Consider the following 14410-nt stretch of genomic DNA (forward strand, 5'->3'; position numbering starts at 1 on the left):
ATTGAAATAAAAGTAATAATTTTTGTTTTCTTCGGTAATTATACCGTTGGTCACTCTAGTGTCATTAAAATGAAATAAAAATGTCATAATTTATGAGCCTTCCCCATAAGGGGTCCTTTTTACTGACAAAGGTTTAGGTTTTATGACAATCGAGATTTTGATGATTGTAGGCTTCTGTTTAGCAGCTTACTCAATTGTCGGAAATGATGTGCCACAAACTTTGGGGACCTTTATTTCCTCCAATGCACACCGTCCTTGGTGGGTTCTTTGGCTCTATACCAGTAGTATTCTCATCGTTGTATTACTCTATGGTTGGTATGCTTCAGGGATTGGTGATGCGTCTTATGGACGTTTGGAAACCATTCCTTTTCCAGAAACTGGGATCACTTGGCTGTATATTGTTCCACCGATTTTACTGATTATATTGACCCGTTACGGGATTCCAGTCAGTACCACCTTCTTAGTACTGACCATCTTTTCTCCAAGTAGCTTAAGCTCCATGCTGACCAAATCCATGATGGGCTATGCAGTAGCCTTTGTGGTGGCGATCTTGGTTTACCGCTATGTGATGAAAGGGATTACGATTTACCTGAGTAAAACCCGTCACAAAGAACCTTCGCATATTTGGGTGGGCTTACAGTGGGTATCGACTGCATTTTTGTGGAGTCAGTGGCTGATTCAGGATTTAGCCAATATTTTTGTCTATGTACCGCGTCAAGTCCCGTTTGAATTCCTGATTTTTGGCATTCTGGTCTTTGTGGTGTTACTCGGCTGGATTTTCTACCGCCGTGGTGGGGCAATTCAAAATATTATCGATACCAAAACTGGGGTTGCAGATATTCGCTCAGCCACCATTATCGACTTTATGTATGCGTTGATTTTGTTGGTGTTCAAAGAGTGGAGCAACATTCCAATGAGTACCACATGGGTCTTCCTCGGTTTACTTGCAGGTCGTGAGTTCGCCATGTCGATGCATCTGGCTGAAGTGAACAAATACCGTACTTCACGCAATGTGAGTAAGGATGCTATGAAGCTGATGTTTGGTTTGGCAGTGAGTGTCTTATTGGCAACAGGTTTACCTTGGTTGTATCAGCAAATTTCAGGTTAAATTTGCCTAGAATATGAAAAAAGCGAGCTGTTGATGCTCGCTTTTTTATAACTAAAATAAAGTTAAATCACGAAGCGCGCTGGTGCTTGTAAACTTCTCAATGCATTTAGAATCTGATCGGCATGGTTGCAGATAATGAGCTTGGCGCGATGTTGAGGGGGTAAGAAGCCTTCTTGTACCGCATGATCCAGTTGTGTAATTAGGGCATCATAAAAGCCATTCACGTTGTACAGCATCATCGGTTTTTGGTGTTGGTTGAGCTGCCCCCAAGTGGCAATTTCTAAAATTTCTTCAAAAGTGCCTAAGCCGCCAGGTAAGGCAACAAAAGCACTGGCACGCTCCGCCATCATGGCTTTGCGTTCATGCATGGTTTTCACGATGTGTAATTCAGTCAATTGATGGTGTGCAATTTCGTAGTCCAGCATAAATTCAGGAATCACGCCCACGGCTTGACCACCATGCTCAATCACGCTGTCTGCAACTTGACCCATTAAGCCAATACTGGCACCACCATAGACCAAACCGAAGCCTTGTTCTGCCATTGAGCTTGCCAATGCAATGGCTTTTTCTTGATAAATTGGACGATTTCCAGAACGTGAACCACAGTAGAGGGCAATGAGGGGCTGAGTTGTTTTCGTTGTTACTTTTTCATGTTCTACAGTCATTTTTAATACGCTATTCATCATTCTCTGTTTTACCTTATCACTTTCTTGTTTGCTGCTCTAGCTTATGCAAGAAATATGACAAGGCAATGTTAAGTGTAGTGAGGCACGGTATCTTTAATGTTGTCGCTCAGTGAAGCAGCCTCGATCAGGTACCGAAAAAAAGATGAATTTAGCGTTAATCTTGCCTATACTGATGTTCTGTTTTACAACAAATGAATCAACATGAGTCGTGGTTGTTGTCACATAAGACGAACACACATTTTTGCCATAATAAAAGAGAAGATGATGCAGAGCCCATCTGCGCTTAAACCTCACCTTATTTATCTTGAAAACATGTCGAAGGAGTACATTCAATGATTTTTGAGTGGATGTCTGATCCTTCCGCATGGGTGGGGTTGGCTACCTTAATCGTACTTGAAATTGTATTGGGGATTGATAACCTCGTTTTTATTGCAATTTTGGCAGAAAAATTACCTCCTGAACAACGCAATACGGCACGTATTCTCGGACTGTTATTGGCGCTTGGTATGCGTTTGATTCTATTGGCATCAATTGCATGGGTCGTGACTTTAACCAATCCTTTATTTCATATCTTTGAACATCCATTCTCAGGTCGCGATTTAATTTTGCTACTGGGCGGGGCATTTTTGCTGTTTAAAGGCACCATGGAATTGCGTGAGCGGATTGAAGGCAAGCCTCCATTGAAAGAAGAAAACCCTGTGCATGCCACCTTCTGGATGGTGATTATTCAGATTGTCATTTTAGATGCAGTGTTTTCTTTAGACAGTGTGATCACGGCTGTGGGGATGGTCAAACATCTTTCGGTGATGATGATTGCGGTGATTATTGCCGTCGGTATTATGTTGTGGGCATCGAAACCGCTCATGGATTTCGTCAATAAGCATCCGACCGTGGTCATTCTGTGTCTGTGTTTCTTGATGATGATTGGTTTCTCTTTGGTGGTGGAAGGCTTCGGCTACCATATTCCGAAGGGTTATTTGTACGCTGCGATTGGTTTCTCGGTCTTGATCGAATTCCTGAACCAAACCGTAAAGAAAAATCAGGAAAAAATGGTCACGACCACCGATTTACGTTACCGCACAGCATCAGCCGTGTTACGTATGATTGGCGGTAAATCCAGTGATGCCCCTGAACATCAAAATGAAGATGTCTTGGCGACCCGTGCATTTGCTGATGAAGTCTTTAATCAAGAAAATGGGGTTTATCACAGTGTGATGGTGCAAGGCGTATTGGGTCTTGCTGAGCGCCCTGTGAAATCGGTGATGACGCCGCGTCCTGAACTGGAATGGCTCGATTTAGACGAAGATGAAGCATCGATTAAAGAGCAGCTGCTGAGTATGACGCATTCGCGTTTGATTGTGGCGCATGGTGAATTGGACAATATTGCAGGTATTGTGCTCACGCATAAGGTCATGAATGAATATATTGAAACTGGTGTACTGAATTTCGAGAAACATTTACGTGACCCTGTGATTGTGCATGAAAATGCGCAGGTACTGATGGTGATGGAACAGTTACGTCAGGCGCCGTTACAATTAGCCATTGTATTGAATGAATATGGTTCGATTGAAGGCATTGCGACCCCGATTGATGTGCTTGAAGCCATTGCAGGCGAGTTCCCAGATGAAGATGAACTGGAAACTGCTGCGGAAAGTCTGGAAGATGGAACTTTGATGTTGGAAGGTTCGACCGATATTCGCCATGTCTCTTTATTATTGGGCAAAGATTTGGTGGATGAGTCTGAACAGTACTCGACTTTATCGGGCTATTTACTGTTCCATTTAGGGCGTTTGCCTGAAAATGGTTCCAGCATTGCCGCAGATGGTTTTATTTTTGAAGTGGTGACCATGGATGGACATAAAATTGAGAAAGTCCATGTCATTCCTCAACATGACGAAGTGAAAGACGGTTAATTCAAAGCAGAGTCTGACTGTAACTTCAGTTAAAATAGCCCGAAGATTCGGGCTATTTTATTGGAAAAATGTATGTCAGACAAACAATGTCCTTGTGGCTTAGGTGTTTATGCAGATTGTTGTCAGCCTTTGCATTTAGGACAACGTGTTGCAGCAAGTGCGGAACAACTGATGCGTTCTCGTTATAGCGCTTTTGCCAAGCATCAGATTGATTATATTGTGCAAACCACAGCATTGGGACAGCAGCGAGCCTTAGATGTCCCAGCGATTAAAGCATGGAGTGAATCCAACCAATGGCTTGGACTGGAAGTGGTGCAGGCGCAGGAAAAGCTGGACAAAACTCATGCGCAGGTGGAATTCAAAGCCCATTATCATGATGGGCAGCAAGCACAAACTCATCATGAAATTTCACATTTTGTGAAGCAGGCGCAGCACTGGTATTTTCTCGATCCGACTACAGCGCAAGTTGTGACCATGAAACAACCTTGCATTTGCGGCTCAGGGAAAAAATTTAAGCAATGTTGTGCACAATTTTTATAACGTTCAGTTCTGATATGGCTTAGAATAGCCCGCATCTTAACCCTTCAATGGAAGCGCAGGGCGATGTTATTGACCATAATTTATATTATTGCGATTACGGCTGAGGCCATGACTGGAGCGCTGTCTGCGGGTCGACGTAGTATGGATTGGTTTGGGGTGATTCTGATTGCCTGTGTCACTGCACTCGGTGGTGGTTCCGTCCGTGATGTATTGCTGGGGCATTATCCTTTGACGTGGGTCAAGCATCCTGAATATCTGGTACTGACCTGTTGTGCGGCACTGTTTACTATTCTGATTGCCAAATGGATGCGTCATTTACGCAATATCTTCTTGATTCTGGATGCTTTGGGTTTAATTGGCTTTACCATTATTGGTTGCCAAATTGCCTTGTCGATGGGGCATGGTTTTGTGGTTTCTGCGGTGGCGGGAATTATGACGGGGGTATCGGGCGGGATTTTGCGCGATATTCTGTGTAATGATGTGCCGTTGGTGTTCCGTCGTGAGTTATATGCCAGTATTTCCTTTGTCGCAGTGATTTGCTATTGGGTCTGTCAAGAGATTGGACTATCACTCGAATTGACCGTGATTTCCACCTTAGTTTTCGGTTTCACGCTGCGTCTGATTGCGATTTATTTTGGTTTGGAAATGCCGAAATTTATTTATAAAGAAGATGACGGTGACTCGGCTTCTTCAACCGATGCACATTAATTCGATTTAAAAAAGTTGAATCTCTAAAACCCACTAGCCCAAAACCTGATTTGGGCTAGTTGAAGCAGATAAAAATCAAATTCATTTTCACATCCCCAGACAGAATTTTATTAAAATAGGGGAATCTGCCGTTTTTCTTATTCAACCACTTGAGCACGCTATCGTGAGATTACATCAAGTGCTGTTGTTTTCCTTTTCCTTACTCGAGTCATCACTATGGATTTAGTTTCACGTGTACAACGTTTACCTGTTGGAAAGTTCCACTATACCTTGCTGTGGGTGATTGGCTTGGGCTGGATGTTCGATGCCATGGATACAGGATTGATTTCCTTTATTCTGACCCAGATGGCAACCGAGTGGAATATGAGTCCTGCCGAAAAAGGCTGGGTGGTGTCGATTGGTTTTGTTGGCATGGCAATTGGTGCGGTGTGTTCAGGCGCTTTGGCAGACCGTTGGGGACGTCGTAACATCTTTGCTGCAACATTGGTAACTTATAGTATCGCAACGGCTTTGTGCGCTTTCGCTCCGAATTTGACTTGGCTGTTAGTATTTCGTTTTATTGTCGGCTTGGGATTGGGTGGGCAGTTACCTGTGGCAGTGACTTTGGTCAGTGAATACATTCCTGCACAGGTGCGCGGGCGCTTTATTGTATTGCTAGAAAGCTTCTGGGGACTGGGCTGGTTGGTCGCAGCGTTGGTGTCTTATTTTGTGATTCCGAGCTATGGCTGGCATGTGGCGTTCTTAATTGGAGGTCTGCCTGCCTTATATGTGTTTATGATTTTAAAGAAAGTACCTGAATCGGTGCCGTATTTAATTAATCGTGGACGGATTGAAGAAGCACATGCCTTGGTACAAAAACTGGAGCGTGAATGCGGCGTTGAAGTGATTCAGCAAATTGAAGTTCAACCCGTTGCTGCCAAGCAAAGCGTATCTTTTTCACAACTCTGGTCAAATCCTTTTGCCAAAAGAACCTTGATGCTGTGGCTGATCTGGTTCGGAATTGTTTATTCTTATTACGGCATTTTTACCTGGTTGCCAAGCCTGTTGGTGAAACAAGGCTATAGCATTGTGCAGTCCTTTGAATATGTACTGGTGATGATCTTGGCACAACTGCCTGGCTACATCGCCGCCGCATGGTTGGTGGAAAAGCTGGGACGTAAATTAACCTTGGCAGGTTTTATTGGCTTTTGTGCTTTATCCGCTTACTTCTTTGGACAAGCCAACACGGTCACTCTGATTATGTTCTGGGGCTGCCTGATGTCATTCTTTAATTTGGGCGCATGGGGCGTACTGTATACCTACACGCCAGAACAGTATCCAACCAATATTCGTGCCTTTGGTTCAGGTTGGGCATCAGCAGTTGGACGGATGGGGGGCATTCTAGCACCGTTGATCGTCACCCAGATGATGGTGCAGCAAAACGGATTTAATCATGTGTTTATGATGTTCACTGCTGTATTGCTGGCGGTAGCATTGGTGATTTTGGTTTTGGGTGAAGAAACTAAAGGTAAAACCTTAGAGTCGATTGGCTTGTAAAATACGCAGGCTGCAATGGTGATGTAGCGTTCACCATTCGGCTTTTCTAGCACGTACACATGTGCTCTAAAAATGGATTCTTTGGGAAATAAAAATTATAAGTTGATCATTTATTTAAAAGTGGATAATTTTACGACATCAGTGCCTCGTTAAGACACAAATTGTCGTGGTAGTGGATGGCACACCCTTGTGCAGTCACAGTCTGAGACTTAGCATAAGAACTTAGTGAAAAGAACTATTTATTAGGATAAAAGGTTGTTATGACAAACCTTGCACATCAAGCAACAGAAAACCGTTCTGTCGCAGAATTTACTGAACGTGCCTACCTCAACTATGCCATGTACGTAATTATGGACCGTGCTTTGCCTCACATCAGTGATGGTTTAAAGCCTGTGCAACGTCGTATTGTCTATGCCATGAGTGAACTCGGTTTAAAACCAAGTGGTAAGCCGAAGAAATCTGCACGTACCGTGGGTGATGTGTTGGGTAAATACCATCCGCATGGCGATTCAGCCTGCTATGAAGCGATGGTGTTGATGGCGCAACCATTTAGCTATCGTTATCCATTTATTGAAGGACAGGGCAACTGGGGTTCACCTGATGATCCGAAGTCCTTTGCTGCGATGCGTTATACCGAAGCCAAACTATCTGCCTATAGTGAAGTGCTATTGGCAGAGCTGGGACAAGGGACTTGCGACTGGCAAGACAACTTTGATGGCTCCTTAAAAGAACCTGTGAATTTGCCTGCACGGGTACCGAATATTTTGATGAATGGCACCACGGGTATTGCCGTGGGTATGGCGACCGACATTCCACCACATAACTTGCGTGAAGTGATCAAAGGTACTATTGCCTTGATTCGTAATCCAAATTTAAGTGATGAGAAAGTTGCAGAATATATTCCTGCGCCTGATTTACCGACCAAAGCTGAAATTATTACTCCGCCTGAAGAATTACTCAAAATTCAAACCACAGGGCGTGGTAGCTACCGTATGCGTGCAGTGTATACGATAGAAAAAAATGAAATCGTGATTACTGACTTGCCGTATCAAGTCTCAGGTTCAAAAGTCATCACCCAAATTGCGGATCAAATGCAGGCGAAAAAACTGCCATTGGTCAGTGATATACGAGATGAATCAGATCATCAAAATCCAACCCGTTTAGTGGTCGTCTTGCGCTCCAACCGTATTGATGCGGAAGCGGTGATGAGCCATTTATTTGCCACCACCGATCTAGAATCCAGCTATCGCGTCAATATGAATATGATTGGTGCAGATGGACGTCCGCAAGTGAAATCGATTCGTCGCATTTTGCTGGAATGGATCGAAATCCGTAAAGACACCGTGACCCGTCGTCTGCAATATCATCTCAATAAAATAGAAAAACGACTGCATATTTTGGCGGGTTTACTGATCGCGTATCTGGATCTGGATACCGTGATTCGAATTATTCGTGAAGAAGATCATCCCAAAGCAGAATTAATATCGCATTTTGGCATTGATGAGATTCAGGCCGAAGCCATTTTGGAATTGAAATTACGCCATTTAGCGAAATTGGAAGAAATGGAAATTCGCCGTGAGCAGGAAGAATTGGAAGCCAAGGCGGCCATTATTCGTGAACAATTGGCGAATCCAGAGTCTTTAAAATCATTGATTATCAATGAACTTAAAGAAGATGCGAAACGTTTTGGTGATGATCGCCGTTCGCCGATTGTACAACGTGCTGAAGCAACTGCGATTAGCGAGCAAGATTTGATGCCTGCGGATCCTGTGACTGTGGTGTTGTCAGAAGCGGGCTGGATTCGTAGTGCCAAAGGGCATGAAGTCGATGCCGAGAATCTGAATTTCCGTGCCGGTGATCAATACTTGAGTCATGCACAAGGTAAATCTAATCAGAAAGTGTATATCTTGGATCAGACGGGGCGCAGCTATGCGCTGGCTATCAATAGCTTGCCATCGGCACGTGGTTTGGGTGAACCGTTAAGTTCTAAGCTGGCACCTGTCAGTGGCGTCGGTTTTCTGCAAGTGCTGATTGAAGATGATGAGTCAGAAATTTTAGCAATGAGCAGTAAAGGCTACGGCTTTAAAACCCAAGCCAAACAGCTGGATACCAGTGCTAAAGCAGGTAAAGCCTTCCTGACTATTCCTGAGGATGCGAAACCGTTACCGTTATATCCTTTACAGCAAGCCAGCCATTTGGCACTGTTAAGTTCGGCTGGACGTTTACTGATTATCGATTTGTCAGAATTGCCAATCCTGAATAAAGGGAAAGGTAATAAATTGATACAACTCGAAGAGAAAGATCAGATTATTGCTATGATAACCTTGAATTTAGATGAAATAATTCAGGTGGTTGCGGGACAACAACAATTGAAATTAAAAGGTGACGATTTACAAAAATATATGGGCAAACGTGCGACAAAAGGGCAACTGCTACCACGTGGATATCAAAAAGCAAATAGACTGTTGGTTCAGAGATAAAGCTAGCATGTGGTTGTTGAAATAAGTTATATATGTGGCAGTGTTCGTGAAAATGGATACGGGAATGTGCATTAACAAGCTAAATAAACACGCACATACCCGAAAAAAAAGCTGCATATTTTAAGGACTATAGATTGGAGAGATTGGGATTATGGAAAAGATTTGGTTCGCTGAATACCGCAAGACAGGCATTCCTGAAACAGTAGAATTACCGCCAGAGAATACCTCCTTGGTGGACGTATTTGAGCGTAATTTCCAAAAATTTGGCTCACGTGATGCCTTTATCTTTATGGATAAAGCACTGACATTTAGTGAACTTGACGAAGCGAGTCGTAAATTTGCTGTTTATTTGCAAAGTTTAGGTTTAGCGAAAGGTTCTCGTGTAGCAGTCATGATGCCAAACGTTCTCCAATATCCAGTGGTTGCTCTTGGTGTATTGCGTGCGGGGCTGGTGCTGGTGAATGTTAATCCACTTTACACTGCACGTGAATTGGAACATCAATTAAATGATTCTGGTTCTGAAGTTTTAGTCATTATTGAAAACTTTGCTTCGGTTTATCAAAGCATTATTGGAAAAACTCCAGTCAAGCATGTGGTCGTGGCTTCTGTGGGCGACATGCTTGGTACCCTAAAAGGCACTTTAGTGAACTTTGTGTTACGTTCAGTACGTAAACAAATTCCAGCATGGAATATTCCGGGTCATATCCGTTTCAATGCGGCGATGTCTAAAGTTAGTCCAAGCAACTACAAACGTCCAAATCTGACTTTAAGCGATACGGCTGTGCTTCAGTACACAGGGGGGACTACGGGTGTATCTAAAGGTGCAGAGTTAACGCATCGTAACCTTGTGGCGAACTTATTACAGTGTGATGGTATTTTCCAAAGTAAATTTGGTGTGCAAGACGGTTCAAGCACGGATCGTATTTTCTGTGCTTTACCGCTGTATCATATTTTTGCATTCATGGTTTGCGCCATGTACGGCATGTATAAAGGTCAAGCCAACGTCTTGATTCCAAACCCGCGTGATTTACCTGCGGTGATGAAAGAATTACGTAAATATCAACCCACTTTCTTCCCAGCAGTCAATACACTGTTTAATGCGCTTGTGAATAATGAAGAGTTTAAACAGCTCGATCACAGCAAGTTAAAAATGGCGATGGGTGGTGGTATGGCAGTACTGCCTTCGACTGCTGAAGCGTGGAAAAAAGTCACAGGAACCAATATCATTGAAGGGTATGGTTTGTCTGAAACTTCACCTGTGGCAACAGCAAACCCACCGGCTTCAGATGAATTTAGCGGAACCATTGGTATTCCATTACCGTTAACAGATATTGCAATCTTAGATGATGATGGCAAAGAAGTTGCTTTGGGTGAACAGGGTGAAATCTGTATCCGTGGTCCTCAAGTCATGAAAGGCTATTGGAACCGTCCAGATGAAACAGAAAAAGTTATGGTGAATGGCTTCTTCCGTACAGGTGACATCGGTGTCATGGATGAGCGTGGCTATACCAAAATTGTCGATCGTAAGAAAGACATGATTTTGGTATCTGGTTTTAACGTTTATCCTTCTGAAATTGAAGAAGTGATTGCGAAGCATCCAAAAGTATTGGAAGTTGCTGCAATTGGTGTACCTGATGAAAAATCAGGCGAAGTACCAAAGTTATTCGTTGTGAAAAAAGATGCATCTTTAACGACTGAAGAAGTACTTGAGTTCGCGAAAGAAAACTTAACCGGTTACAAGCGTCCACGTTATGTCGAGTTTATGGAAGAATTACCGAAATCAAATGTCGGTAAGATTCTACGTAAAGACTTGCGTAAGAGCGCGTAAGAACTGGATTTAAAAAAAGCGCCTATGGGCGCTTTTTTTATTGGATTCAATTACTTTTTCTTCATCAACCAACGATCGAAATAAGGGCGTCCGACCCCTGCAATCCCGACAAAAATGAAGATAGTACCGAACTGACGGCTAAAGCCAGAACGATTAAAAGTGCCGTAGCTGAGGAAATTATCCACTAAGCAATAAATAAGGGTAATTAGCACCCAATGCCAGAGAGGAAGGCGACGAATGCCTACTGCCCAAAAGGCAACCCAGAGCAGAATAAAAGTACAGACCGTCGACCAAATGTTCATGTTGGCGCAAATGATCGTCAGTAAGAAAGCAACAATGGGGAACACGATGGCGAGTACACGATCCATCTGCCGTTGATGTTGCTGCTGTTTCTCCAGCTCATCAAACAGTTTGTGCTGATCTGCATTGAATGACATAGCAATTCCCGAAAAGCTTGGTTATAAAAACACTATATTTAACAAAAAATATTCCAGAATTGCCATGCTATGATTGGTCTTATTGCTTCTTCAAGAGAACAAAATTAATGCAAAGCATTAGCGGGATTGTCTATCTCATTTTAATTGCATGCTTATTGCCGTATGTGTTTAGCTTTATTTCCAGATTAGCAGGTGGTTTTCAGGTTAAAGATAATCAACATCCGCGTGATTTTTTAGCGCAAACCACCGGTTTGGCAGCACGCGCCAATGCTGCACAACAAAATAGTTTTGAAGGGCTACCTTTGTTTATTGCTGCTATTTTGATGGCAGAATACATGGTGGTATCGCAATCTATTATTATGACCTTTGGCATTGCCTATTTGGTCTTACGCGTGATTTATGGCATGTGTTACCTAGCGAATTGGGCAACTTTACGCTCAATTGTTTGGTGCCTGTCCTTATTGTGTCCAATTTCTCTGCTGATTTTGGTGATCAAACTCAGCTAATGAACGCACATATTCCCTATTTTTACGGGGCAGATGTATAATCGCTGCGTGATTAAACCGAATACGATTATTTGGCTTTCAATATAAATTAATTCATTCAAGAGTGATGCTATGAGCTACAGCAATATCCCAGCGGGTAAAGATGCGCCAAATGACATTTATGTCATCATTGAAATTCCTGCAAACGCAGCACCAATCAAATACGAAATCGATAAAGACTCTGACGCGTTATTTGTAGACCGTTTCATGGGTACAGCTATGTTCTACCCAGCAAACTACGGTTATGTACCAAATACGTTGTCTGAAGATGGTGACCCACTTGACGTACTTGTTGTGACTCCACACCCAGTTGAGCCAGGTTCAGTGATTCGTTGCCGTCCAGTAGGCAAATTGAACATGGAAGATGATGGCGGTATTGATGCGAAATTGATTGCTGTTCCACACGAAAAATTAACACCGTTGTATAAAGATATTCAGGAATATACCGATCTTCCTGCATTGCTGATTCAGCAAGTAGAACACTTCTTTGCACACTACAAAGACTTAGAGCCTGGTAAATGGGTGAAGTTGACAGGTTGGGAAGGTGCAGATGTAGCGAAAGCTGAAGTACTTAAAGCAATCGAAGCTGCAAAATAATCCTTTCAAGGATTGAGATTGAACTTTATTTTGTAAAGTTCAACCCATAAAAAACCTGCACATTGTGCAGGTTTTTTTTAGATCTCTGAAAATTACTTCAAATTAGAAGAATTTTACAGGGATATCTAACCAAATACGCCATTCATTGGTGTCACCGATGTACGCAGATTGGTAAGAGTCACTTGCACGGTAGTAAGAGTGACGTAAACGTAAGCTTGCATCTTTAGCAAAACCAGATTGAACGGTATATTTCACTTGGTTAAAGAACTCGCGTTCTTGAGCATCATCAGTTACATCTTTAACTTTGATATCCCAACCGTAAACAAAAGCAGTTGTCCACGTTAAACCAGGAAGGTTCATACCAGCAAAGTTGTAAGTGTATTGTAGTTGTGCTGATTTTTCATCGTTACCGATGAAATCAGAAAGGTAAGAGTTTGGTAGGTAGATACTTTGACCACCATCCGCATTCTCACCATAGTCATAACCAGTGTTACCGCTGTTTTGTTGGTAAGCCAACATCACGTTGTGGTTGCCAGTATTGTATGTACTTGAAATCGCGAAAATATCGTTTTTACGATCAGAAAGGTCATCTGTAGTTTGTGAATAAGTGCTCGCTGCCTCATCCCACTCAGTGTGATAACCGCTAAAATCAAATGTTAACGTGCTGTTATTCGCTAGTGGGTGAGCATAGTTTGCATTGATATAATGACGTTCAAGCGCATTTTTACTGTCTAAGCCATAGTAAGATGCATTGATTTGGTCATTAAACTTGTATTTAGCACCCCAAACTACAGCGCGGTCTAAGTGGCGACCATCAGTTTCGATTTGGTCTGAGTATTGGTCTTTGGTAAATTTACCTGCAGTTAACTCTAAACCGTTAATCTCGCGGCTAGTCGCTAAAACACCTTCAAAGTATTCAGGAACTAAACGTGCTGTGTTACTTGCAAGTACAGGAAGATCAAGCACTTGAGTACCATAACGAACTTCAGTGTTGGAGATGCGTGCTTTTACGATACCGCCACCACGACCCCAGTGGTCATAAGCAGAACCATCGTTATGCTTAGGAATCATTTGGTTGCCAGCATTTTTGTTTTCACCAAGTTTGAATGAGCCGTCACCAATGACGCCCACACCAAAACCAACGATCCCTTGGGTATAACCAGATTCGATTTTAACCATAGCAGTTTGAGCAGCCGAGCTCGTATCTGCTACACCATTTTTCTTGTCGCGAGAAAGGTAACCAGTGCGGAACAATACTGATCCTTCAGCATCTTCTACAAATCCTTTTGCTTCACTTTGTTCGCTTGCATAAGCGGTAGTAATAAGGGCAGCCTGAATTAATACTGCTAATGTAAGTTTTTGCGCCTTTGGCATAAGAAACAACCTCAAAAAAAGATAGATTCAGAATTTCGTTTTTTGGCATAACTCGAAATTTTATAAATTGTATAATTAATCTATAAAAAAGATAGATTTTTATTAATTTTATTTCATTCTTGTTACACGCTACTTGACGAAATTGCATTCTTGTTGTTGGAAAAAACATAACCATATTTTATACATAAGCTATTCATTCATAATAAAAATATATTTTACTGAACGGAAAATTTAGCCGTATTTAGTTTTAAATCAAGATAAGAAAAATGCCAATTCTTTTGTTTATATTTTCTTCACTATTGGATTGTTTGCTTGTTTTTTATGCTAATTGTGACTTGTTTTTATTTTTAAATGCTATTTCTAATTGAAAATGAGAAATGTTTCATTTTGGTTCATCAAAATATTCCCTTTGAAAAAGTAAAGCAGCGTAAGATGGAGTTGTGATTTTGTTGATGAGCGGAATTTGGTTGTGATCTGTTGTGGTGCATATATTTTGTACAATATTTAATGTTGAGTTGAACTGTTGATCTAAAATGAAGCATTTTAAAGGAAAAATTATGCTGTACTTATCAATCGTTCTAAAAAATTGCCATTTTCATCATAAGGCTTATTTGTCTCTCTCAATCTGATCAGCAAAGGCGTTGAATTACTCTAAAGT

The 14410-nt window shown here is 42.1% G+C and carries 12 protein-coding genes; 9 read left to right on the forward strand and 3 right to left on the reverse strand.

The window, feature by feature from the left end:
• Positions 1 to 142 precede the first annotated feature (142 nt).
• Positions 143 to 1108: a hypothetical protein gene (locus tag MKI85_RS13150; RefSeq protein ID WP_241628244.1), complete on the forward strand. Its 966-nt coding sequence runs from the start codon at positions 143 to 145 to the stop codon at positions 1106 to 1108.
• 62 nt (positions 1109 to 1170) lie between these two features.
• Here MKI85_RS13150 and MKI85_RS13155 read toward each other — a convergent pair whose 3' ends face one another.
• Positions 1171 to 1791: an LOG family protein gene (locus tag MKI85_RS13155; RefSeq protein WP_241628332.1), complete on the reverse strand. Its 621-nt coding sequence runs from the start codon at positions 1789 to 1791 to the stop codon at positions 1171 to 1173.
• 335 nt (positions 1792 to 2126) lie between these two features.
• Between MKI85_RS13155 and MKI85_RS13160 the strand changes: the two genes are divergently transcribed.
• From MKI85_RS13160 to MKI85_RS13185, 6 genes are all read left to right on the forward strand, one after another.
• Positions 2127 to 3707: a TerC family protein gene (locus tag MKI85_RS13160; RefSeq protein WP_241628246.1), complete on the forward strand. Its 1581-nt coding sequence runs from the start codon at positions 2127 to 2129 to the stop codon at positions 3705 to 3707.
• Positions 3708 to 3779: 72 nt separating this feature from the next.
• Entirely contained in the window at positions 3780 to 4247 is a 468-nt protein-coding gene (locus tag MKI85_RS13165; protein WP_241628247.1) for a YchJ family protein, read from the forward strand.
• A gap of 63 nt (positions 4248 to 4310) precedes the next feature.
• Complete coding sequence (locus tag MKI85_RS13170; protein ID WP_241628248.1) at positions 4311 to 4955, forward strand: trimeric intracellular cation channel family protein; 645 nt, start codon at positions 4311 to 4313, stop codon at positions 4953 to 4955.
• 216 nt (positions 4956 to 5171) lie between these two features.
• On the forward strand, positions 5172 to 6491 hold the full coding sequence (gene niaP, locus MKI85_RS13175; protein ID WP_241628249.1) for a niacin transporter NiaP: 1320 nt from the start codon (positions 5172 to 5174) through the stop codon (positions 6489 to 6491).
• 260 nt (positions 6492 to 6751) lie between these two features.
• The gene (parC, locus tag MKI85_RS13180) at positions 6752 to 8971 is read left to right on the forward strand and encodes a DNA topoisomerase IV subunit A (protein ID WP_241628250.1); all 2220 of its coding nucleotides are present in this window, start codon (positions 6752 to 6754) and stop codon (positions 8969 to 8971) included.
• A gap of 151 nt (positions 8972 to 9122) precedes the next feature.
• Entirely contained in the window at positions 9123 to 10799 is a 1677-nt protein-coding gene (locus MKI85_RS13185; protein WP_241628251.1) for a long-chain-fatty-acid--CoA ligase, read from the forward strand.
• Between the two features lie 50 nt (positions 10800 to 10849).
• Here the strand turns inward: MKI85_RS13185 and MKI85_RS13190 are convergent, their stop codons facing one another.
• Positions 10850 to 11236 carry a hypothetical protein gene (locus MKI85_RS13190; protein WP_241628252.1) on the reverse strand — a complete coding sequence of 129 codons (387 nt, stop codon included), beginning with the start codon at positions 11234 to 11236 and terminating at the stop codon, positions 10850 to 10852.
• Positions 11237 to 11343: 107 nt separating this feature from the next.
• On the opposite strand from MKI85_RS13190, the gene MKI85_RS13195 reads away from it, so the two are divergent.
• Both MKI85_RS13195 and ppa read left to right on the forward strand, forming a co-directional pair.
• Entirely contained in the window at positions 11344 to 11742 is a 399-nt protein-coding gene (locus MKI85_RS13195; protein ID WP_241628253.1) for an MAPEG family protein, read from the forward strand.
• 111 nt (positions 11743 to 11853) lie between these two features.
• Positions 11854 to 12378, forward strand: coding sequence for an inorganic diphosphatase (gene ppa, locus MKI85_RS13200; protein ID WP_241628255.1), 525 nt, complete (start codon positions 11854 to 11856; stop codon positions 12376 to 12378).
• A gap of 102 nt (positions 12379 to 12480) precedes the next feature.
• Here ppa and MKI85_RS13205 read toward each other — a convergent pair whose 3' ends face one another.
• Positions 12481 to 13752 carry an OprD family outer membrane porin gene (locus tag MKI85_RS13205; protein ID WP_241628257.1) on the reverse strand — a complete coding sequence of 424 codons (1272 nt, stop codon included), beginning with the start codon at positions 13750 to 13752 and terminating at the stop codon, positions 12481 to 12483.
• Positions 13753 to 14410 lie beyond the last annotated feature (658 nt).

This window comes from Acinetobacter zhairuonensis (assembly GCF_022601715.1).
Lineage (GTDB): Bacteria > Pseudomonadota > Gammaproteobacteria > Pseudomonadales > Moraxellaceae > Acinetobacter.

Excerpts from the sequence above, each read along its gene's own strand:
- parC (WP_241628250.1), top strand. The coding sequence starts at position 6,752 with ATGACAAACCTTGCACATCAAGCAACAGAAAACCGTTCTGTCGCAGAA.
- ppa (WP_241628255.1), top strand. The coding sequence starts at position 11,854 with ATGAGCTACAGCAATATCCCAGCGGGTAAAGATGCGCCAAATGACATT.
- niaP (WP_241628249.1), top strand. The coding sequence starts at position 5,172 with ATGGATTTAGTTTCACGTGTACAACGTTTACCTGTTGGAAAGTTCCAC.
- MKI85_RS13165 (WP_241628247.1), top strand. The coding sequence starts at position 3,780 with ATGTCAGACAAACAATGTCCTTGTGGCTTAGGTGTTTATGCAGATTGT.
- MKI85_RS13190 (WP_241628252.1), bottom strand. The coding sequence starts at position 11,236 with ATGTCATTCAATGCAGATCAGCACAAACTGTTTGATGAGCTGGAGAAA.
- MKI85_RS13195 (WP_241628253.1), top strand. The coding sequence starts at position 11,344 with ATGCAAAGCATTAGCGGGATTGTCTATCTCATTTTAATTGCATGCTTA.
- MKI85_RS13155 (WP_241628332.1), bottom strand. The coding sequence starts at position 1,791 with ATGAATAGCGTATTAAAAATGACTGTAGAACATGAAAAAGTAACAACG.
- MKI85_RS13150 (WP_241628244.1), top strand. The coding sequence starts at position 143 with ATGACAATCGAGATTTTGATGATTGTAGGCTTCTGTTTAGCAGCTTAC.
- MKI85_RS13160 (WP_241628246.1), top strand. The coding sequence starts at position 2,127 with ATGATTTTTGAGTGGATGTCTGATCCTTCCGCATGGGTGGGGTTGGCT.
- MKI85_RS13205 (WP_241628257.1), bottom strand. The coding sequence starts at position 13,752 with ATGCCAAAGGCGCAAAAACTTACATTAGCAGTATTAATTCAGGCTGCC.
- MKI85_RS13170 (WP_241628248.1), top strand. The coding sequence starts at position 4,311 with ATGTTATTGACCATAATTTATATTATTGCGATTACGGCTGAGGCCATG.
- MKI85_RS13185 (WP_241628251.1), top strand. The coding sequence starts at position 9,123 with ATGGAAAAGATTTGGTTCGCTGAATACCGCAAGACAGGCATTCCTGAA.